General features: G+C 62.7%; 13 protein-coding genes and 1 tRNA gene. 4 read left to right on the top strand and 10 right to left on the bottom strand.

The window, feature by feature from the left end:
- Positions 1-149: 149 nt before the first annotated feature.
- From NFH98_RS09225 to NFH98_RS09235, 3 genes are all read right to left on the bottom strand, one after another.
- Entirely contained in the window at positions 150-1,415 is a 1,266-nt protein-coding gene (locus tag NFH98_RS09225; protein WP_349622585.1) for a lactonase family protein, read from the bottom strand.
- 450 nt (positions 1,416-1,865) lie between these two features.
- On the bottom strand, positions 1,866-3,134 hold the full coding sequence (locus NFH98_RS09230) for a Y-family DNA polymerase (RefSeq protein ID WP_349622586.1): 1,269 nt from the start codon (positions 3,132-3,134) through the stop codon (positions 1,866-1,868).
- Positions 3,131-3,580, bottom strand: a complete 450-nt coding sequence (locus NFH98_RS09235; RefSeq protein WP_349622587.1) for a LexA family protein — start codon at positions 3,578-3,580, stop codon at positions 3,131-3,133. The genes NFH98_RS09230 and NFH98_RS09235 overlap by 4 nt, the downstream gene beginning before the upstream one ends.
- 785 nt (positions 3,581-4,365) lie before the next feature.
- On the opposite strand from NFH98_RS09235, the gene NFH98_RS09240 reads away from it, so the two are divergent.
- Positions 4,366-5,484, top strand: coding sequence for a ParA family protein (locus NFH98_RS09240; protein WP_349622588.1), 1,119 nt, complete (start codon positions 4,366-4,368; stop codon positions 5,482-5,484).
- The gene (locus NFH98_RS09245) at positions 5,481-6,146 is read left to right on the top strand and encodes a RelA/SpoT domain-containing protein (RefSeq protein ID WP_349622589.1); all 666 of its coding nucleotides are present in this window, start codon (positions 5,481-5,483) and stop codon (positions 6,144-6,146) included. The genes NFH98_RS09240 and NFH98_RS09245 overlap by 4 nt, the downstream gene beginning before the upstream one ends.
- 182 nt (positions 6,147-6,328) lie before the next feature.
- Here the strand turns inward: NFH98_RS09245 and NFH98_RS09250 are convergent, their stop codons facing one another.
- The 7 genes from NFH98_RS09250 to NFH98_RS09280 form a co-directional block, all read right to left on the bottom strand.
- On the bottom strand, positions 6,329-7,324 hold the full coding sequence (locus NFH98_RS09250; RefSeq protein ID WP_349622590.1) for an ion transporter: 996 nt from the start codon (positions 7,322-7,324) through the stop codon (positions 6,329-6,331).
- Positions 7,325-7,534: 210 nt separating this feature from the next.
- Positions 7,535-9,742, bottom strand: coding sequence for an exodeoxyribonuclease V subunit alpha (recD, locus tag NFH98_RS09255; RefSeq protein WP_349622591.1), 2,208 nt, complete (start codon positions 9,740-9,742; stop codon positions 7,535-7,537).
- Positions 9,739-13,731 carry an exodeoxyribonuclease V subunit beta gene (gene recB, locus NFH98_RS09260; protein WP_124804710.1) on the bottom strand — a complete coding sequence of 1,331 codons (3,993 nt, stop codon included), beginning with the start codon at positions 13,729-13,731 and terminating at the stop codon, positions 9,739-9,741. Before recB ends, recD begins: the two co-directional genes overlap by 4 nt.
- Positions 13,728-17,450, bottom strand: coding sequence for an exodeoxyribonuclease V subunit gamma (gene recC / locus NFH98_RS09265; protein WP_185696453.1), 3,723 nt, complete (start codon positions 17,448-17,450; stop codon positions 13,728-13,730). Before recC ends, recB begins: the two co-directional genes overlap by 4 nt.
- Before the next feature lie 617 nt (positions 17,451-18,067).
- A complete protein-coding gene (locus tag NFH98_RS09270) occupies positions 18,068-18,289 on the bottom strand; it encodes a hypothetical protein (RefSeq protein WP_124804712.1) in 222 nt (73 codons plus the stop codon).
- 220 nt (positions 18,290-18,509) lie between these two features.
- Positions 18,510-18,869, bottom strand: coding sequence for a hypothetical protein (locus NFH98_RS09275; RefSeq protein ID WP_108133728.1), 360 nt, complete (start codon positions 18,867-18,869; stop codon positions 18,510-18,512).
- A 553-nt stretch (positions 18,870-19,422) separates the two neighbouring features.
- Positions 19,423-19,499, bottom strand: a tRNA-Pro gene (locus tag NFH98_RS09280).
- Positions 19,500-19,704: 205 nt separating this feature from the next.
- On the opposite strand from NFH98_RS09280, the gene NFH98_RS09285 reads away from it, so the two are divergent.
- The gene (locus tag NFH98_RS09285) at positions 19,705-20,058 is read left to right on the top strand and encodes a CidA/LrgA family protein (protein ID WP_045991507.1); all 354 of its coding nucleotides are present in this window, start codon (positions 19,705-19,707) and stop codon (positions 20,056-20,058) included.
- Positions 20,058-20,786: an LrgB family protein gene (locus tag NFH98_RS09290; protein WP_045991506.1), complete on the top strand. Its 729-nt coding sequence runs from the start codon at positions 20,058-20,060 to the stop codon at positions 20,784-20,786. Before NFH98_RS09285 ends, NFH98_RS09290 begins: the two co-directional genes overlap by 1 nt.
- Positions 20,787-20,826 lie beyond the last annotated feature (40 nt).

Genomic DNA, 20,826 nt, shown 5'->3' on the forward strand with positions numbered 1-20,826 from the left:
GTGTCAGCACGGCCCCCTTTTTAGCTACTTTACCTACCCGCCTGATCTGGCGATTTTGGTCAGCTCTCTGGTGAAGCTTTGTGGCATAGCTTTGTGGCCCAGCGTCGTGGCTCTGGTCGCCGACCCCTAGGCCTGCTCCGAAAAGTCGCCTAGCCGCCCTGGGGCAGCGGGATGGTCACCAGTCCGTAGGAGTGGACTTCGGCACTGCCCGGATAGGCATCGACCACGCTCAGGCTGCCGTCGTCGTGCTGGATCTCGAACACCCAGGTCTTGCCGGTGTTGCCGCTGATGATGTTGACGTAGTTGCCGTCAGCGCTCAGGTCCATGTCGGCGAAATACTCGTTGTAATCCTCGGCGCGGTAGGCGGCTTCTTCCAGCAGAGCGATGCTGCCGTCCTCGGGATCGACGCTGAAGGTCGACAGGCTCGAGGTATGGGAGTTGGTGGTCCAGGCGTACTTGCCGTCCTCCGAGGTGGTGACCCAGCAGGCGGCCTGCTCGCCACCCCAGATGTCGTCGCCGGTCATCACATCCGCCGACACCAGGGTCAGCTTGCCGTTCTCGTCGATGTCGTAGGACGACATGGAGCCGGTCTGGCCCTCGTATTCCTGCAGGAAGGGATACTTGGCCTTCGACTCCTCGGAGGACGGGTGGAACTGGTAGCCCTGGGTGATATAGCGGGTTTCGGTCACCAGCAGGGTGCTGTGGCCGTTCGGGCGAGTGACCAGCTTGGTGCCGATGGGCAGGGCGAAGAAGCGCTCCTCGCTCAGGTGCGGCGACTCGAGGCTCGAGATCGGCTCCTGCGACAGGAGGCCTTCGTCGTCCACCGCATAGACATGCACCATGCCGGTAAGAAAGCCGACAAGCGTCAGGTACTTGCCGTCCTCGGTGAACTCCATGCTGACCGGAGAATCATCCAGCGGCCGAACGGAGTCGGGGATCTCGGTCAGGTTGCCATCGCCATCGATGGTAAAGCCCTTGATCACCCCCGGCTCATCGTTGGCACCATCGGTGCTGGCGACGTAGACGATGTCGCCATGGCCGTCGATGGCCTTGGGTTTGGCGCCGCCGGCATCCACCACATTATTGAGCGTCAGCGTCAGGTCATCTTCGACGTGAAGCGACGACAGGGTGCCGTCGCCGACGTTGGCCACCAGCACGTTGCGGTTGTCTGCCGAACGCCACACGCCGTAGGCCGAACCGAGCGGGTCGAGGCCGCCATCCATGCCGTTGCCCGTGCCGCCGGTGGTGTACTCGCCGACCTTTTCCAGGGTGCCATCGTCAAACTGGCGCCAGGCGATCAGCGAGTTCTCGTCGGCGTTGTTGGTGGCGACGTAGACACCACCCGTCACGTCCTTGGCCATGGCAGGCAGGGAAACCGAAAGCAGGACGAGGCCCATCAAGACTGGATTTTTCATAGCGTACCTTGGTCAGTTTTTGCTTTTCTTGTGCCGCGATGCCGGCAGATCCAGGCATTCAGGCTAGTCGTGGTTTACGTAGGTGCTCGCCGGTGAGTCCTTACACTACCCCGGGCAAGGAGCCGAGGTCAGCCGGCTCGCGCCATGGCCTCGACGGCGTCGCTGGGATCAGCGTGCACGTCATTCAATTGCCATCGTTGAAGTTGCCGGAGTGAGAGCATCTAGCAGAAACTGTGCTTTAAAGAATCGTTGTTGAGATAAAGCTTAGGCAAGATTGCGCCGCAATGATGCAGGTGACTGTCGTCAAACGCGCGTAAAGGTTTGAGAATTTCTGACTGCTTCCGGCGATAGCCTGTGTGATGGCCTGGCGCACAGATTTTCCGTTCGTCGTGTTGGTATCTTGGGGGAAAAGAGGGTGGCCGCCCGTCAAGGTGTGTGTCATACCGACTGCTACAGCCTGGCAATTGGCAGCTCATCCCAGCGAGTGGTGTAGCGCGAGGTGCGATGTTCGCACTTGAGCTGCCAGGCCGCGTCCACGCTGGTCTTGCCAAGGCTCAAGGCGCCGCGACCGTGCTTCTGGTTGATCGCGTCCAGGGTGTCCATCAGGCGCTGATTGCGTTCTTTTTTGCCGTCGTCGACGGCAAACAGATCCTGCTGCAGGCTTGCCTTGTCGGCGATGTCGAGTAGCATCACGCCGGCCTTCATGTACTGGTGTCCTGGGCGATAGATACGCGCAAGCGCCCGAGTGGCGGTTGCCACGATCTCGAGGCTGTCGTCGCTGGGACGCTCCAGCGGAACCACCAGCGAAGGATGGTGCTGGGGCAGATCCTGACGATGCTTGTTGGTCTTCAGAAACACCAGTAGCGCCCGCGCCACGCTGCCCTGGCCACGCAGCTTTTCAGCACCGCGGCCTGCGTGGGCGCGCACTGCCTGGCGCAACTGCGCGATATCGTCGGTGGGCCGACCAAAGGAGCGGCTGGTCATGATCCGTTCGCGCGGGGCGCCGACGTCGTCTAGGCGGATGCAGGATTCGCCGCGAAGCTCGCGTACCGTGCGTTCCAGCACCACGCTGAAATGGCGGCGAATATGCTTGGGGTCGGCTTCACGTAGCTGCCAGGCGGACTCGATTCCGAGCTGCCCAAGCCGGGCGGCGGTGCGCCCGGCAACGCCCCAGACCTCGGTGACCGGCAGGCGTTGCAGCAGGGCTCGGGTTGCCGCTGAATCGGCCTCGAGTACGTGGACGCCGTCTGCGCGTGGATCCTTCTTGGCCTGGTGGTTGGCGATCTTTGCCAGGGTTCGGCTGGTCGCCACGCCGACGCCGACGGGAATGCCGGTGTGGCGCATAACCGTATGTCGCAAGCGCCGGCAGTGGGTGTCCAGCCCGGCGGGCGCCATGCCCGCGAGGTCGAGAAAGCACTCGTCGATGCTGTATACCTCGACGGCGGGAGCAAACTCCCGCAGCGTATCGACCACCCGGCGTGACATGTCGCCGTAGAGCGCATAGTTGCTCGACAGCAGGATGCACTGCCTGCGCAGCGCGCCCTCGATCTTGAAGGCAGGCATGCCCATGGCAACGCCGAGGTCCTTGATCTCCTGGCTGCGGGCGATGACGCAGCCGTCGTTGTTGGACAGCACCCCCACCGGCTTGCCGCGCAGTGAAGGATCGAAGACCCGCTCACAGCTGACGTAGAAGTTGTTGCAGTCGACCAGCGCGATCACCGCGCGACTCCCGCTGCCAGGGCGTGGATATTGTGGGTGACCACGCCCCACAGGTCGCAGTCGCGACCGTTGAGTGGGATCGGCGCGAAGGCCTCGTTGGCCGCCAGCAGGTAGGGGCGATTTCCGATATAGCCAAGCTGCTTGCAGGTCAGCTCACCGTCGACGCTGGCGATCAGCACCGAGCCGCTGCGCGGCTCCAGCGAGCGATCCACGATCAGCAGATCCCCGTCGAAGATGCCGAGGCCCTTCATCGACTCGCCCTTGGCGCGCAGATAAAAGGTGGCGCTGGGGTGGGGCACCAGATGCGCCACTAGATCGAGCTGTCCTTCCAGGTAGTCATCGGCCGGCGATGGAAAGCCCGCGCGAACCTCGGCCGCCGCCAGTGGCAAGGCGGTCCCCGGCGCGTGGGGGTCGACCTGCCCCAGCACCTCCACCTCAAGACTCATGGCGCAGGCTCCCGTCGTTGCCATAGGCGCTACACGAAAGGGTTCGCCGAACAAGGGAATGGTCGTCGCGCATGGGGGCCTCCTGAATCGCTGATACTGTTTGGATATACAGTATCAGGAGGTGCATGGCTGCGCCAGCACAGAAGGGTAGGCGGCAAAGTTGGTTTGGTGGGGTGAGTCGGATTTGCGAGAGGCAAGGATGGTGAGGCTTAGCGACCGACGAGGCCTAGTGCGTATGAGTCGGGCCACCAGAGGATAGTGGAAGAAAGCCCGGAGATAGGGCAATAGCGCCAAGGCCGGTGACATTCTGGTGGTTTTGGACGTCCTGCATAGCTGATTGCCGTAGTGCAAATGGGTGAGGAAGCAAAGCAGACGTTGATCAAGCGAATCAACGTTTTCGACGAAAGAGGGGGCATTTTGTGCTGGCGCGATTAGCGTTGGAGACATTAGTCTATAAGTGGTAAGCGAGACGTTGAAAACGTTAGAAAAGCGTGGGGTTTGTGCGAAGCACATTGAGAGGTTGAACGTCCGGTTTCGACCCAAAGCGGTCGTGCCGACAAAGGCAGCAGGCACGTTCGTCGATGTTATGCCGTACGCGCTGCGATTGGTGTTATGTGGCCGAGCAAAACTTAATGTCCGGTTGTTTCAATGGATTAGGTGAGCTGCTAGCGATATTGTAACATTCTTGAACGCGCGTGCTCGTTCAAGTCGATAAACGAGCGTGCTATATAATACCTGTTATGATGAGTTTTTTTCGTTAAACTAGAATGTGCAAAAGGGAAATAATGAAAGTAATATCAGTTTTTAACAATAAAGGAGGCGTTGGAAAGACAACGTTGACTTACCATATTGGTCATGCATTGTCAGAGATGGGGAATAAGGTTTTATTGATCGACGCCGATCCCCAATGTAATTTGACTATATATTCGATAGAAGAAGAGGTTATTCATGGTATTTGGGAGCGAGAAGACCGATTTATTGATGAAGGATTTGAAGCTACAAGAAAAGCTATAAGCCCAGGTGAATTTTCCTCTATTAACAGATCAACAAGAAGCTTACATTATCTTGTACTCCCGACCGAAGAAGGGACTGGAGATTTGGAGGAGACGCCCCCTCCATACAAAATTACCCCTTCCCTTGACATGATACCCGGCAGGCTTTCGCTGCACCTATTTGAAGAAAAGATAGCGGCCCGATGGACAGATTTATATCGAGGAGAGCCGCTAGCTCTGAGAACTATAACCAAAATACGTGAGCTGGCTGAGAAGTATTCCGATGTCCATGGCTACGACTATGTTATCGTTGACACCTCTCCGAGCTTGGGGGCACTTAATAAATCAGTGATCTCTACCGTTGATGGATTCTTTATACCCGCTCTTCCGGATTTGTTTTCACTTTATGGCATTAGAAATATTGGTAAAGCTCTTTACTCATGGAAAGAAGAGTTCGATATTATCTATCAATTAATTTCTACAGAAAAGAGGAAGAGTTTCCCCAGTCAATTTGTAACATTTTTAGGCTACACGATTTATAATGCAAAGAGATATTCCAGCTCTAAAAATGAATGGGGGCTGGCGGAAGCGCATTACAATTACGCAAAACAAATACCGCAGACGATCAGGGAAAATATAAAAGAAAGCTTAAGGGATCATTTAAGCGAACAGCAGCTTATATCTCCTATAGGTGGTAAGGAAATTATGCTTACACATAACACCTTTCCATCTATGGCACAGTATTATCACCAGCCGATGTGGAAAATTCCTGACCTAATCCCCAGTGGCGTCGACGCTGAGCACATAAATACGTTGCGGGGGTCGAGTGACAAATACAGAAAAACGGGGCCGGCGTACAGAAATTTTGCAAAGGATTTAATGAGTCGAATTGCTCTTTTGGGTGAAGTATGAATAGTTCTGTCGATCCACAATCCGTTGTAGAAAAATACATGGAAAATAGGCATGTATTTAAACGATTTTTGAATGCGGTAGTTGATTCTTTTACGCTTGAGCCTTCTCTTAATGAATACGGAAGTCCAGTTATTCATAGCATTAAGCATCGTCTAAAGAACGAGAGCCATCTTGAAAAAAAGTTGCTGCGAAAATCAGATGAGTCAGAGCCGATCACAAATTCTAATATATTCGATAAGATTACAGACTTAGCCGGTGCTCGAATTCTTCATTTACACCAGGATCAATTGCCAAAAATACATATGTTTATAATGAGGATGGTGTCAAATGGAGACTGGTCACTTCACGAAAAACCAGTAGCCTACTCTTGGGATCCAGAATCTCAACAGTTTTTTGAGGGGTTGGATCTTGAGGTAAAAATAAAAGAGAGCTTTTATACCAGTATTCACTATGTTGTTACACCGGCGAATGATAGCCGAATTAAATGCGAAATACAGGTTAGGACTTTATTTGAAGAAATCTGGGGAGAAATAGATCACACTGTGAATTATCCGGAGAAGTCCTCATCACAAGCGACGAGGGAGCAGCTGCGAGTTCTTTCTAAGCTTGTGTCTACAGGGTCACGATTAGCAGATTCAATATTCCGGCTCGATAATAATTAGATATCATAATAAATGCGTCAACGGGACCGTTTTGTTCCGCTACCGCTCCACAAATCGGTCCGTTACGCAGGCGTTAAATATTAGAAAATTTCAATGGCCGCTTCTGGCCGAGACCTGCCAACCGAATGACAGGCCCCCCTGAACCCAGAGGGGCCACAGGACGCACCCGTGGCCCGCTCCCTTCACGCGTACTTGTCGTGCCAGCGCTTGACCGCGATACGTTCCTTGAGCAGCTCCAGCATGTCGACCAGCACCTGTTCGGTGATCTGTTCGGTCTCGGGGTCGGTGCGCAGCCAGGCGTCGAAGCCGCTGTCGGCCATATGTTCGACCAGCGAGGAGAACTCCCTGGACTTGAGACCATTCAGGGCCTCGTCGACCAGGTGGCAGGCGAGGTCGGACATCGATGACTCCAGGCCCTGGGTGAGCTGGGAGCCCATGGGCAGACGCTTGAGTCGCTGAAGCTCCGGCGTTTCGGCCAGGGTGCGGGCGACCAGGCCGCGCACGTAGGCCAGCGTCGCAAAACGGTTGTGGTGGGCGATGTCGCCGACCATGGTCTCGAGGCGTTGGCTGACTTCCCGCACCAGGGCTTCCTTGCGCGGCGTGACGATCTTCTCGATGGCCGGTGAGGCCAGGCCATCGCCACTCTTGAGTTCCTGCTGGACGTTGTCGAGCAGGCGGATGGCGATACGGTCGGTGAGTTCTTCCATCAGGATGTCGGCGTACTTGGCGACAACCGAGTAGAGATACCAGCGACGCACGTCGATCAGTCCCAGGCGGTGCAGGCGGTGCAGCAGCGAGATCACACGCAGGATGCGCAGCAGGCGGAAGCCGGCGAGGGGAATACACCCCAGCACGTCGTACCAGTGCACGAAGGGGTAGAAGAACCAGCGGTGGTAGCGCCGTTGGTAGATGGCGACGGCCCAGCCAAGCAGTACGTCGAACAGGAAGACGGCGACGAAGGCCAGGTCGATGCTGAAGAAGTTGGCATGGATATGCCGGTCGTAGGCGCCGTGAAGGCCGGGGGCCGCCGCCTCGAAGGCGGCGTTGAGCGGTGGCAGCAGAAACAGGCTGTCGAACAGCAACAGCGCCAGGTTGGCGATCACCAGCGCGATGATGAACAGGTCCCACACCAGATGAGCCCGCTCCAGGGCGGGCGAGGTCGTGCGGGTGGCGGGCATGAGTCCTCCTTGGATGCGTGTGACACTCCATTCTCCACCAGCCTAGAGCGTCCTGGCGTTGGTCGCATCCCCACGTCGCCTTGTGCCAAAGCGTCGTTGGCGCTGTGAGGATGCGGCTTTCTGTCGATGGGCAGCATCTCCGGGCTGCTGAACCGGATAAATGCGCCGGGCTACTGAACCGGAACAATATGCCGGGCGATTTTGCAGGGCCTATGTTTCGGGCGACTGAAACAGCCGACTCTGACGCGCAATCCGTCGTTCGATGGCCTTGGCCAGCACCACGTCGCTTGCGCTGAGTAGAGTGAAGGTCTTCTTGGCGCGGGTGACGGCGGTGTAGACCAGTTCGCGGGTCAGGATCGGCGACAGGGTGTCCGGCATCACCAGGGCGGTATGGACGAACTCCGAGCCCTGGGACTTGTGCACCGTCATCGCGAATACCGTCTCGACCCGCTGCAGCCGGCTGGGCAGCACCCAGCGGATGCCGCCCTGGCCGTCACCGACAGGAAAGGCCACGCGCAGGGTGGTACCGGCCTCGGGGTTGGCGAAATCCACCGGCACCTTGAGGGCAATGCCGATGTCTCCGTTCATCAGCTTGAGCGCGTAGTCGTTGCCAGTGACCAGCACCGGGCGGCCTTCGTACCAGTGGGTGCTGTGATCCGGCTTGTCGATCAGTCCGGCCCGCGCCAGCGCCTGCTCGATGCGCTGATTGAGCGATTCGACGCCGTAGTGGCCGGCGCGCAGCGGCGTCAGCAACTGGAACTGGGCGTGGGCCTCGAGGATGGCAGAGGCCCAGCGGTCCCACTCGGCTCGCTCGGATGACAGCGACGGGCGTGGCCGCAGCAGGCCGCTTTGCTCGAGTGCGCCAGCTTCCGGGGTGTCGGGACGCGGGCTGATGGCACCCAGATAGAAGCGATAGCCCCAGGCCGCGTCCTGGCCTCGGCCATCCAGCGCCAGGGTCATCAGGCGCCGCTCGTTGGCGCGGGGCAGGGCCTGGCGCTGCGCCTGGGGAAAGGCGGTGTCGTCCAGCACCGCGAGCGCCCGCCGGCTGTCGCCGGCGTTGATGGCGCGGGCGAGCTGGCCGATACCGCTGGCGTCATCGAAGCGAAAGGAGTGGCGCAGCATGGCGACGGATTGATCCAGCGCACGGCCGTCGCCGTCGTGCAGTGCTTCAGGCAACGACAGCCCGGTAGCCGCTTCGAGCCAGTCGCTGACATCGTTGCGATAGTGACCCTGTTCGGCCCGGGCGCACAGGTTGCCGAGGACCGCCCCGGCCTCCACCGAGGCGAGCTGGTCCTTGTCGCCGAGCAGCACCAGGCGTGCATGGAGTGGCAGGGCGTCGAGCAGTGCCGCCATCATGTCGATGTCGACCATCGACGCCTCGTCCACCGCCACCATGTCCAGCGGCAGGGGGTTGAGGCGATGATGATGGAAGTGACGGGTATCGGGTCGGGCGCCGAGCAGCCGGTGCAGGGTCGAGACCTCGTGGGGAATCGAGGCGCGCACCTGGGCGGCGTCCGGCAGCGGCAGTTCGTCGAGGGCGGCGATCTGGTCGCGAATGGATTCGCTGAGTCTCGCCGCCGCCTTGCCGGTGGGGGCGGCCAGGCGTATCGCCAGGGGGGCGCCCCGCTCAGCGATGGCCTGGGTCTGCAACAGCGCCAGCAGGCGGATGACGGTGGTGGTCTTGCCGGTGCCTGGGCCGCCGGTGATCACCGCGAAGGGCGCGCGTGCGCCCAGCGCACAGGCGAGCTTCTGGGAGGCGGCCTGGTCGGCACGCGGATCGGACGGGGGAAACAGCGTATCCAGCACCGGACGCAGGCGGGCGGCGTCACCGTCGGCGGTTGGATGATCCTTGGTTGAAGTGCCGGGCGTCGACAGCCGCGCGGCAATGGCGCTGGCGACCCGCTGTTCGTTGCGCCAGTAGCGGCGTAGATAGAGGCGCTCTGCCTCCAGTACCAGGGGGCTGGCGCCTGGGCCTTGCGCCACCGCCGACCAGCGCTGAAGCCGGTTTACCCAGTCGTCGCCGAGACGGCCGAGCAGGGCCTCCGGCGGGGGCGGGGCGGCGTCGTCACGTGCCACGTCGCGAGCGACGGCGATCAGTGTCTCGGGCTGGCGGCGGGCCTGATTCAGGTCCAGCAGCAGATGCCCCTGGCCGGCCTGGTGGCTGACCAGCATGGCCGCCAGCAGGCAGCTGGCGTCGCCGTCCGGCGCGAGGCTCGCCAGGCGGTGGGGCAGCGCCGCGTCGAGATCACGGATCCAGCCGTACTCGGCCCAGGCAAACAGCAGCGACAGCAGCGCCTCGGGGTCGGCCAGTGCCTGCTCCGGGGTGGCAAAGGGCGAGGACGGCAGGGCGGTCGAGGCTGAATCGCCCGGTGTCTCGCCGTTCCCCTCGCGGTGTACCTCAGGGTTAGCCTCGCTCATGCCATTGCCTCCCCGCTGGTGTCATTGTCATGGCCGGTGGCGCTTTCGTGGGTTGCTCTCGCGGCGTGGCCCGCCTGTCCCGCCAGGATATCGTCGAGTGCCTCGATAAAGGCTCGGGGCGGCTTGATCGCGGCGACGCCGCGCGAGGGCGCGGTAATACCGCGCAGAAAGACCAGCATGGCCCCTCCAACGTGGCGGTCATAGTCGTAGTCCGGCAGGCTCTGGCGCAGGTGGCGATGCAGTGCCACCAGGTAGAGCGCGAGCTGCATGTCGTAGCGCTTGTCGAGCATGGCGGCGCGCATGGCGTCCTGATGGTAGGCGTCATCGTCGGGGCCCAGCCAGTTGGACTTCCAGTCGATGATATAGAAGCGCCCCTGATGCTCGGCCAGGAGGTCGATAAAGCCCTTGAGCAGGCCGTTGAGGCGCTGATAGCCCAGTTGGGGCCTGGGCTCTCCGGGATACAGATACTGGCGGGTGAGCTTGTCCATGGCCGGGGTGATGGCGTCATGGGTGGCGAACCAGAAGTCGGGCTCGGCGCGGTAGCGCTCAAGGCGCGCCAGCACCGGACCATCGTAGGCATCCTCGCCGTCGGGGCGCTCTTGTGTGGTCGAGGTCAACGGCGTGTTCAGCCAGTGACGGATGCCATCGGTCAGCGCCTGGGTGTGTGCTTCCCAGCCGCGGCGGCGGCAGCGTTGGGCCAGGCGGGCGAGCAGGCCCGCATCGTCAAGCGCGCTGTTGAAGCCGTGCTCGGCCAGCGCTTCCAGCACGCCGTGCAGGAAGGTGCCAGGGCCTGGGCCCCGCGGGAAAGCGTGCAGGGTGCCGGGCTGGGGGGCGCCGGCTTCCCGCGCCGCGGGCACCAGGCGGGCGTCCAGATGCTCTTCCTCGAGCACTTCGGCCTCGGGTGTCTCGGGCGCGGTGGCTCCCTTCTGGGCCAGCGATGAGTAACTCGCGATCCACCAGGGGGCAAAGGGCCGGTGGCTAGGCGTGCGTGCGCCCTTGGTGGCGAGCTCGGTGGTGACCGGGTGGTACTGGATCTGGGGGCTATCACCGCTGGCGTCGATGGCGTCCAGGGCGATGGCGTCGAAGCCACCGCTCATGGTCTCCCAGCGCTCGCGCAGGTTTGTCAGGTCAGGGATCGCCTCGCCGCCGGCCAGCAGATAGCCCAGCGCTGACTTGTGCAGGGTGGCGCTCCTGGCGTTGCCGAGCTTGAGGGGGGCAAGGCCAACGAAGGTGGCGTGACGCGCTCGGGTCAAGGCGACGTACAGAAGCCGTACCTCCTCGGATAGTCGTTCGTCGTCGGCAAGCTCAAAGCCCTCTTTGGCCATCTCCTTCTTGGCCGCCAGTTCGAGCAGCGGCCGGTCGTCGACGTGGTACAGGGGCGTGCCGGACTGGCCGCTGATCTCCTTGTAGGTGCACAGAAATGGCAGGCACACCAGCGGATACTCGAGTCCCTTGGACTTGAAGATGGTCACCACCTGGATCAGGTCAGCGTCGCTTTCCAGGCGCAGGATCTGCTCGTCGTGGCCAGGGTCGTCGAGGTGTTCGGCGAGCACGCGAATCAGGGCGTGGTCGCCGTCCAGGGTGTCGCTGGCCTGCTGGGCCCATTCGGCCAGATGCAGCAGGTTGGTCAGGCGACGCTGGCCCTGGTGGGCGCCGAGCAGTCGCTCGGGGATCCGGTAGTCGTGCAGCAACTGGCGCAGCGCCGGTAATACGCCCCGACGCTGCCAGCGCAGGCGGTAGCCGAGAAAACGCTCCTGTACCCGCTCCCAGGCGGTCTCGTCGCGTTGCAGCCGGTCGAGCTCGGCCAGCCCCAGGCCCAGGGTGGCGGTGGCCAGGGCCGTGCGCAGGGTCGACACCGACTCCGGGTTGGCCATGGCCTTGAGCCAGTGATGCAGGTCGCGGGCCTCGGCGGTGGCGAAGACGCTGTCACGATCCGACAGGTAAACGCTGGCCAGGCCGCGCTCGCTCAAGGCGTTGCGGATGGCGCTGGCCTCGCTGCGATCGCGCACCAGGATGGCGATATCGCCGGCCTTCAGCGGTGTGAGCTTGCCGTCACCGGCGTTCGTTGAGGTGGCGAAACCGGCGCTTGGAGTGCCCTCGCCAGGACTGGCCTGATTGAGCCAGTCGGCAATGCGGTCGGCGCAGTGGCGGGAGGCCTCGTGCAGGTAGCCTTCCTTGTTGAGACAGCCGTTGTCCTTGTTGCCGTCGGCGATCAGCCAGCCGGTCAGCGCGGCGGCGGGTTTGCCATCCAGGCACAGGGTTTCCTTGCGACCGTTGGCGCCGACGGATTGAAATGGCAGCGGATTGTGGTCGTCGGCGGCGAAGCGGAAGGCGGCGCGGGGGTGGCGCTGCTCGGCGAATGCGAACAGCCGGTTGACCGCCGCCACGGCGGCCTCGCTCGAGCGGAAGTTGGTGTCCAGGCTGTGGTGGTGCCCGCGGGTGGCGTGACGGGCGCCCAGGTAGGTGTAGATGTCGCCGCCGCGAAAGCCGTAGATCGCCTGCTTGGGATCGCCGATCAGGATCAGCGCCGTGGCGTCATGCTCAGGAGCGCCTGGCCCATCCAGTTCGTGCTGGGCGTCTGGCTCAGCGGTGGGCGCATCGCCGATACGATAGACCCGCTCGAAGATGCGGTACTGGGCCGGATCGGTGTCCTGGAACTCGTCGATCATGGCCACCGGGAACTGCTGGCGAATGCGCCGCGCCAGGGTCTCGCCGCCGTCGCCGTCCAGGGCGCCGGCAAGTCCGGTGATCATGTCGTTGAAGCCCATCTGGGCGTTGGCCTCGAGCTGCTCGGACAGCCGCCGGCTGACCCAGTCGCGGGCATCCGCCAGCACCTGGGGGTAGAGCTCGCGCTGCAGGGTCTCGACCTGCTCGTCGTTGTGACGACACGCCTCCAGGGCCTCGAACAGCCCAAGCTCGGGCACCTCGGTACCCTTCTTGACCCGCAGCTTGGAGCGCGCGAGCTTCTGCACGAAGCTTGCCTCGGCAAGGGGTCGCTTGCCGTTTGCCCAGTCGCCGAGCTGTTCCAGCCAGCCGTCGAAGGTGTCGTCGTCATCCTTGCCGCGAAAGCTGCCGCCGTGCATCGCCGGGCGCAGCGCGCGCAGGCAGTCGTGCACTGCCTCCTTGTCATCCAGGTAGGCGCGGCGGGCGGCGTCTTCCAGCCTGTCGGCGCTCCCTCGGGCGTCGCTGAACTGGGCGAGATGGGCACCGAAATCACCAGCGGCCAATGGCTCGCCGCAGAAGACCAGGCTGGCATCCTCGCGGCTCAGCAGATTGCGCAGCGCCTTGTTAAGCCCCTGGGGCGAGCCGAACAGCTCGACCATGGACGCGGCCAGGGGCTCGTCGAGGGGGTAGACGCGGGTGCGCCAGTAGTCGGTAACCGCCTCCTGGGTCATCTCGCCGAGATCCTTGACCACCTCCTGGCGAAACAGCTTGCCGCTGTCGAAGGCGTGCTCCTTGAGCATTCGCTGACACCAGCTATGGATGGTCGAGATGGCGGCGTCGTCCATCCATTCGGCGGCAAGCATCAGTCGTCGGGCGCAGGCGGGCCAGGCGTCGCGCTCGAAGTCGTCGCGCAGCGCGGCCAGCAGCGGGTCGCGTTCGGCGAGGCCGTCGTCCGCGGCCGTGGTCGAGCCGTCGTCCCTGTCACCGGCGCGAAAGGCCTCGGCGGCCTGGACCAGGCGCGCCCGGATACGATCGCGCAGCTCCTGGCTTGCGGCCTCGGTAAAGGTCACCACCAGGATATCCGGCGGCACCAGCGGCTGGCTGAAGCCATTGTCGCGTCTGCTGGCCGGGTTGTTCGGCTGGCCGTGGCCCAGCACCAGACGCACGTAGAGCAGCGCGATGGTGAAGGTCTTGCCGGTGCCGGCGCTGGCCTCGATCAGCTGGCTGCCCTGCAGCGGCAGCGCCAATGGCAGCGGTGTCTGGCCGGCGTTGTCCGGGGAAGGCGGCTGGTCGTCGGTGGAAAAAAGGTCGGACGGCAGGCTCATGCGGATTCCTTCCCGGTGGTGGCGTTACTTTTGCCCGATGACTTGTCAGAGCCCTTGTCAGAGCCCTTGCGAGCGCTGCGCGCCGTGCTGATCCAGCCATGCAGGTCGGCGTAGAGCTCACGACAGGCCTCGTCAAAGCCCTCGGCGCCGATCAACTCATCCAGGCTTGGAAACTCGCGCAGCAGCAGCGGGCTTCGCTCCGGCAGTTTTTCCCAGGCCTGCTCCCAGGCCTTGCGCAACGTGGCTGATGACTGGGCGTCTGCCGGTGGCCAGGCTGCATCCTCTGCCACGGGATATTCCTCGAGCAGGGCGAAGGCGATGTCGGGGTGGCAGGGCGTGGCGCCCTGCATGGCGGTGAGCCAGCGCCGCATCAGCGCATCCAGGCGTCTTGCGGCCTGTTCGCGGGGCATGCCGGGGATCTCCAGCACGCCGCTGGGTGATACCAGATGGCTCGGCGAGTTTGGGTAGAGGCACTGCAGCGCCAGGTGCGCCGGCCAGTGACGCAGAATCTGGCTCCAGTGAAAATGCTCGCCCTGGTGGATCTGGCTGGTCAACAGCACGATGCGGGCGACCTCATCCGCACCCGCGTCGCCCTCGTCGCTGGCCCCGGAGGAGGGGGCAGAGTCGGTCGCGTGCAGGTGGGACAGGGCGTCCTCCAGTACCAGGGTCTCACTCGAGTCGGGCAAGGGAAGGCGACTGTTGTGGCGAAGCTGCGGTGCCCGCTCCAGCGAGTGTGGATAGCGCTCTAGCAGTTCACGGTAGTGGTCGAGGGCGTCGGGGATTCGCTCCAGCAACTGGCGGCGGATCACCGGGCCTACCGGTGGCGGCGGGTAGTGGCCGGCGCGTTGCTGGCGCTGGACCTGGCGTTCGATCAACAGAGCCGGGTCGCAGGCGCGGTCGTGGGCCAGACGCTGGCCAAGCGGCTGCACCAGGGCCTCGCGCTGCTGCCATCTGGCAAGGCCGGCGAAGGCGAAGGGTTCGTCATCGTCGCTCAGCGTCTGTTCGTCGCGCATGCTGGTGGACAGGCGCTGCTGGAACAGGGCGCCGACGGGATCGCGCAGCAGGCCAGAAAGCTGCGACAGGCCGATGGCGCCTTCGGGGCGCCAGGGCGGCAGCGCCTCATCGGCTGAGGTGGCCGCCATCGGGTCCGGGTGACGTGAATCACGCTGGTGCAGGGTTTGCCACTCGTCTGCATAGGTATAAAGCGGCGAGCCCGCCAGGAAATAGCCGGCGCCGAAGGGCTGCAGCGGGTGCTCGGTGGTCAGGGCGGTGAGCAGGGCCTCAGTCATCTGCTGCTCTTCGGCCAGCGAGCGCTCATCGTGGGGCGGTTGGTCGGGAAGGCGCCAGCCCTTGCCGAGGTGATCGCGCAGCTGCCCGACCAGCACGCTGGGCGGCTTCTCGCCGTTGTCCTGGGGGCTGCGTCCGCACCAGCTGATGGTCAGTCGGTCCCGCGCTGACAGCAGTGCCTCGAGGAACAGGTAGCGGTCGTCGTCACGCCGGGAGCGGTCGCCGGCGCGATAGTGTCCGCGCATGGCCATCAGGTCGAAGTCCATGGCCTCGGCGCGGCGCGGGTAGGCGCCGTCGCTCATGCCCAGCAGCACGACGTGGCGGAAGGGGATTGCGCGCATGGGCATCAGGGTGGCGAAGGTGATGCGGCCCATCATGAAGCTCTGGGACAGCTGGGGCTGGTCGATGCGCGACAGCCAGCTTTCACGCACCACCGCCAGCGGCAGGCGGATGCCGACCTCGGCCGAATCGACCTCCTCGTGCCAGGTCTCGAGCGCCCCCTGGATGCGCCCGAGCAAGGCCTCTTCGGCACTGGAGCCGGGGGCCAGGGTGCGCTCCAGCATGGTTCCCAGAACCTGGTCCCATTGGCTGGCGGTCTTGGGTTCGAGCAGGCTCTGACGGACCTCGTCGAGGGTCATGATCAGCCGGTACAGCGGTCCCACGAGGGTGGCGTCGAGGCCGGCGACTTCGTCGTAGGGCACGACGTCGCCCCAGTCCTCGCCGTCGTCGCTGGCCTCGCCCACGGCGTAGCCCATCAGCATGCGCTCCAGGCCGAAGCGCCAGGTGTGCAGCTCGTCGTGTTCCGGCAGACCGAGTTCGGCTCGCTGGGAGGCATCGAGGCCCCAGCGTACGTTGGCCTCGCGAATCCAGCGTTGCAGGGTGGATAGGTCCCCCTCGCCAAGGCCAAAGCGCGTGCGGATGGCCGGGATGTCCAGCAGGTCGAGGATCTCGCTGGCGCGAAAGCGCAGACGCGGCAGCGACAGCAGGGTCTCCAGTGCCACCAGCATGGGTTCGCGATGGCGTTCCTGCTGGTCGGCCACGTGGTAGGGCAAGTGGCGCTTCTCGCCCGGGGCGAACTGGCCGAATACCGCGTCGATATAGGGCGCGTAGTCGTTGATGTCCGGCACCATCACCATCACGTCCCTGGGTTCGAGAGTCGCATCCTCGGCGAAGGCCTCGAGCAGCTGGTCGTGCAGGACCTCCAGTTCACGCTGAGGGCTGTGGCAGATGTGAAAACGGATCGAGTGGTCCTGCTCGGGATCAAGCGCTGGCCACTCGGCCTGGGTCTCCGCCAGCGGGCGCAGGTTGAGGATGTCGTCCTGCAGCTGGCCCAGCAGGGTGTCGGTGGGCGGCGCCAGGAACAGATCCACCGAGTCGTCGAGCAGGGCGCTCAACGCCTCCACGTCGGTGTGGTCGTGTTCGCTGAGCAGCTGCAGGTAGTCGCGGCCCTGCTTGCCCCATGCCGCCAGCAGCGGATGGGCGTGCAGATGCAGCTGTTCGAGCGAGTGGTGAAGCTCCGCCGGCATGCCCTGGCGACGGCGCTGGCGCACGTGGCGGCGCAGGACCTCCTGGGTCTCGATGATCTCGCCCCAGTAGAACTGGCAGGGGTTGAGCAGACACAGCACCACCTCGCTGATGCTGGACAGGGCGGCCAGCACCTCCAGGGTCTGCTGGGGCAGCGACGAAATGCCGAACACCACGATACGCGGCGGTATTTCCGGGGGGCAGGCCGTCTCGCCCTGTTCGACCTCGCGGGTCAGCTGCTCGGCGGCCCGCTTGAAGCGCTGGTGCACGGCGCCGCGGTGACTGTGGCGCTGGTCGGCAGGCAGGGCGTCGCTGATCCTGCGCCACAGTGCCGGCTGCCAGCGCTGGTCATCGGGGACCTCTGTGACACGGTTACCGGGCAGGGTGAGCACATCGTCCCCGGCCTCCCAGGCGGTGAGCCAGTCGGCGCGATAGACCTGGTACTGATCGAACAGGTCAGCCAGGCGCTCGGCCAGCTGGTAACGCTTGCGCTGCTCATCGTCTTCGCGCAGGTAACGTGCCAGCGGCTCGAACAGCGGGTCGTCCAGGGCTTCGGGCAGCAGCTTCATCAGGTGCCAGCGCAGGCGACTCTTGTCCCAGGGAGAGGTGGTCGGCACCTGCCCCGAGCCTTCCACCGCCTCGATCACCGCGCGGTAGGCCTGCCACTGAAAGCGCGCGGGCAGGGCAACGTCGGTGCCGAGACAGACGCCGTAGCCCGGTTCGCCCTGGCGCTCGGCGATCGAGGTCTTGAGCCACTGGGCGATACCGTTGCTTTGCACCAGAAAAAGGGTGCGCGCCAGCGGATGCAGCGGGCGTCGTCCCAGCCACTTCAGGGTCAGATCACGCAGATCCTCCATACGGTTGCCCTGCAGGACGATCAAGCCCGAGGCGGCGGTGGTATCGGTCATGGCGAGTTCTCTGTACTGCGTGAAGGCGTGGCAGCCCGAGGCGGTGGCGGCGCTAGCTTGAGCAGCACACGCCAAGGCATCGTCGGGACGTCTCGGCATAGCCTAATGGATGCGGCGGCGGGGATCACCATCACCGGATGACCACAGTGTCTGGTCGTAGACGGGCGTCATCTATAGGCCAACATCGCAAGGTAGGCCTCGTCTGTGATGAAGCGGCGTTTCGATGGGGGCGAGCAAGTGTCGGACTCGGCCAGGCGGCGCTTTGCCGAGCACTACCGAGATGGCAACAGTTCATCGACCGGGGCGATATAGCGGCGAGCCGGGTCGTAGCGCTTTATCAGGCCATCGGCGGGCAACCGTTCAGTCGGCCAGAGCTAAAGATCGATAGTGAGCAGGTAGCGCTTCATGGATGATTTCCATCAAACAACGTTTCGATGACGTCCTCTTCCAGCGGAGCATCCCAGCCAGCCTCCGCCTCGATACGACCCTTGGTCAGTCCATAGAGCTCATTCAGGCCAAATCCTCGATCTTTCAAGGCTTCAATGCGTGCAACCGGCTTCCCGTTCTTGCAGATCAGTACCTCCTGCCCGCGCTGAGCGGCAGCGATCCCGGAGTCCTTATCGAGAGTCCCGATTTCTGACCACGAACCACAGCCAGATAGCGACACTCAGCGACAGATAGACCACCAGCGGAAGGGCGAGAAACAGCGCCAGCACCTTGATCGAGAAACCTTCCTTGAAAAAGTAGACGATCAGCAGCAGCGGGAAGATGCTGGCAACCAGCAGCGGCCCAGCCTCACGCCGTATCCACTGGACGACCGCGGTGGTCTTGTTGCGCATAAGCGTCCTCTGGTGGTCGTGGTTGGTGTTGCAGGAACAGCCGGAGCACCACTGACGACATCTTCCTGCCGGTGATGTCGGCGACGTTGTGCCGGTGATCTTCGCAGGGACTACAACGAGATGGTGACTCGCCTGGCTGCGCGCCTTCAGGGCGTCGAAGAAAGGCCGTCGGCGCACGTGTAATCCTGCAGGCGCTGCCGACGGCCTGCTGCATCGCAGATCAGAGCATCTCTTCGATGTTGTTGATGGTGGGTTCGAGAATCAGCTCGCCTGTGCCCTGTTGCACCACGCGATTGGGTTCGATGAAGCAGGTCACTAGGCACCTGGCGCTTTCACCACCATCAGAGATGGTGAAGGTCTTCTTGGTGGAGACAACCCTGCCCTGCACAAAGACCAGGCTGGTTTTTTCGCCTTCCTCCGCCGTGAAGGGAAGCTCGATCAGATCATCGGTAGCTGGAACTTCCTGCAAGGAGTCGATCTGGTGCTCCGGCATTTCCAGTGGCGTGGGTTTCAGCAACAGTGGCTCTAGGGACTTGGTGTTCAGGGAGTCCGTAAGCTGAAACATCAGTCGGTAGTTCATGTCAGTTCCTGATTGGTGTCGTGAGACGCAGCCACTGCTGTGCGTCGATTTCCTGCCGGCCATTCCTGCTCGCCCTGGCGGCTGCTCGAGACGAGCAGGTCTACCCCGTCTGCTGCCTTGTATCCGTTGGCCGGCAGATGTCGGGTATGGAACGCCAGAGAATTCAACCATTTGTCGAATAAGATCAGGCTAATATATAGCATTGGTAATATCCGATCGCCAGCACTTTACGGTGAGGGTTCGATGCGGCGGCTGGCGGTATAGAGGCACTGAGCGCAGGTCGCGGTAGCACCCTCGGTCCCGCAGGGGCATCGGCTCCAGACAGCGCGATGTAACGGCGCCACGAGGAGGAAAAAGCGAGAAGGGTGAAAGTAGCAAGTGGGCCGAGTGGATAGTGCAGGAGATAGTGCTGTCGATAGCGGAGTAAAAAGAGGAGTGGGGTCAGTTCAGGCGGTGCCCACGTGTGAACTCGATGCGATGAGAAGGGGGGGCGAAAACGACGAAAAACGGCCACCGCTCTGATGAGCAAGGTGACCGTCATTCTTGAATTCAGTGGTCGGAGCGACAGGATTCGAACCTGCGACCTTTGCAACCCCATTGCAACGCGCTACCAAGCTGCGCCACGCTCCGACTTGGCCTATGGGTTGTGTGACCGTCTGGCCTGTCCCCCGAAGACGAGGCGTATACTAGCGCGTTCATTTCAAAATGAAAAGCCCCTTTTGCGCTTTTATTTCAATTGGTTGGAAATTGACCAGTCCCGGGCGTCAGCGCTGCCCACTTTGTCCGTGCTCTGACACACTATTGGTAGGCAATGGGACACGAGGAGGACCAGGGAATGCCGCTGATTCTGGGAATGAGTCTACTGCTGGCGTGTCAGTTCGCTGGTGAGTTGATCGCGCGGGGGCTGACGTTACCGATACCCGGGCCGGTGATCGGAATGGTGATCCTGCTGATCGGGCTGTCGATTCGCGGCAAGGTGCCGAAGAGCCTGCGTACGACAGGGGAAGGTCTGCTGCGTTACCTGACGCTTCTGTTTGTGCCTGCGGGTGTCGGGTTGATGGTGCATGGCCGCCTGATCGCCGATGACTGGCTCGCCATTGCGGCGACGCTGGTGCTGTCCACGGCCTTGACCCTGGCGGTCACCGCCTGGGTCATGGCAAGGCTGGCTGCTCGCCGGGGAGGTCAGTAATGGATGTGGCCGAACTCGATGAGCTGTGGGTCTATCTGTCCGGCAATCCGCTGTTGTCGCTGCTGGTCACGCTGTTGGCGTTCGCCCTGGCGGTGCGCATCAACAAGTGGCTGGGCGGCACGCCGCTGCTTCACGCGGTGACCCTGAGTATTGCCCTGATCATCTCCTTCCTGCTGGTCACCGGGATCGACTACGCCACCTACTTCGAGGGCGCCCAGTTCATCCACTTTTTGCTGGGGCCAGCCACGGTGGCGCTGGCCATCCCGCTGTATGACCATCGCGAGCGGGTGCGTCAGCTACTGCTGCCGCTGTTGGTAGCTTGTGGCGCGGGTATCGTGACCGCGGTGGCCTCGACCCTTGGTATTGCCCTGTTGTTCGGGGCGGCGCCAGAAACCGTGCTGTCGTTGGCGCCGCGCTCGGTAACGTCGCCCATCGCCATGGGGGTGGCGGAGAAGATAGGCGGTATTCCGTCGCTGGCGGCGGGGCTTGTGTTGATTACCGGCTCCATCGGCTGTGCGCTGGGGCCGTTCATCTTTCGTCTACTCGGCATCAAGGACCCGGTGATCCAGGGCTTTACCATGGGACTCTCCGCCCACGGCTTTGGTACGGCCCAGGCGTTCGCCAAGCTGGGGGCCATGGCCGGCGCCTTCTCTGGTCTTGCCATGGGTCTGACGGGCTTGATCACCGCCTTTTTGCTGCCGCTGATTGTGGCGATATTCGGACTCTGACCTTCGTCTAATGCGCAACGCAAATTGTCTCCGGCTGAAC

The organism is Halomonas sp. H33-56, from assembly GCF_040147035.1.
In the GTDB taxonomy this organism is placed as follows: Bacteria; Pseudomonadota; Gammaproteobacteria; order Pseudomonadales; family Halomonadaceae; genus Halomonas; species Halomonas litopenaei.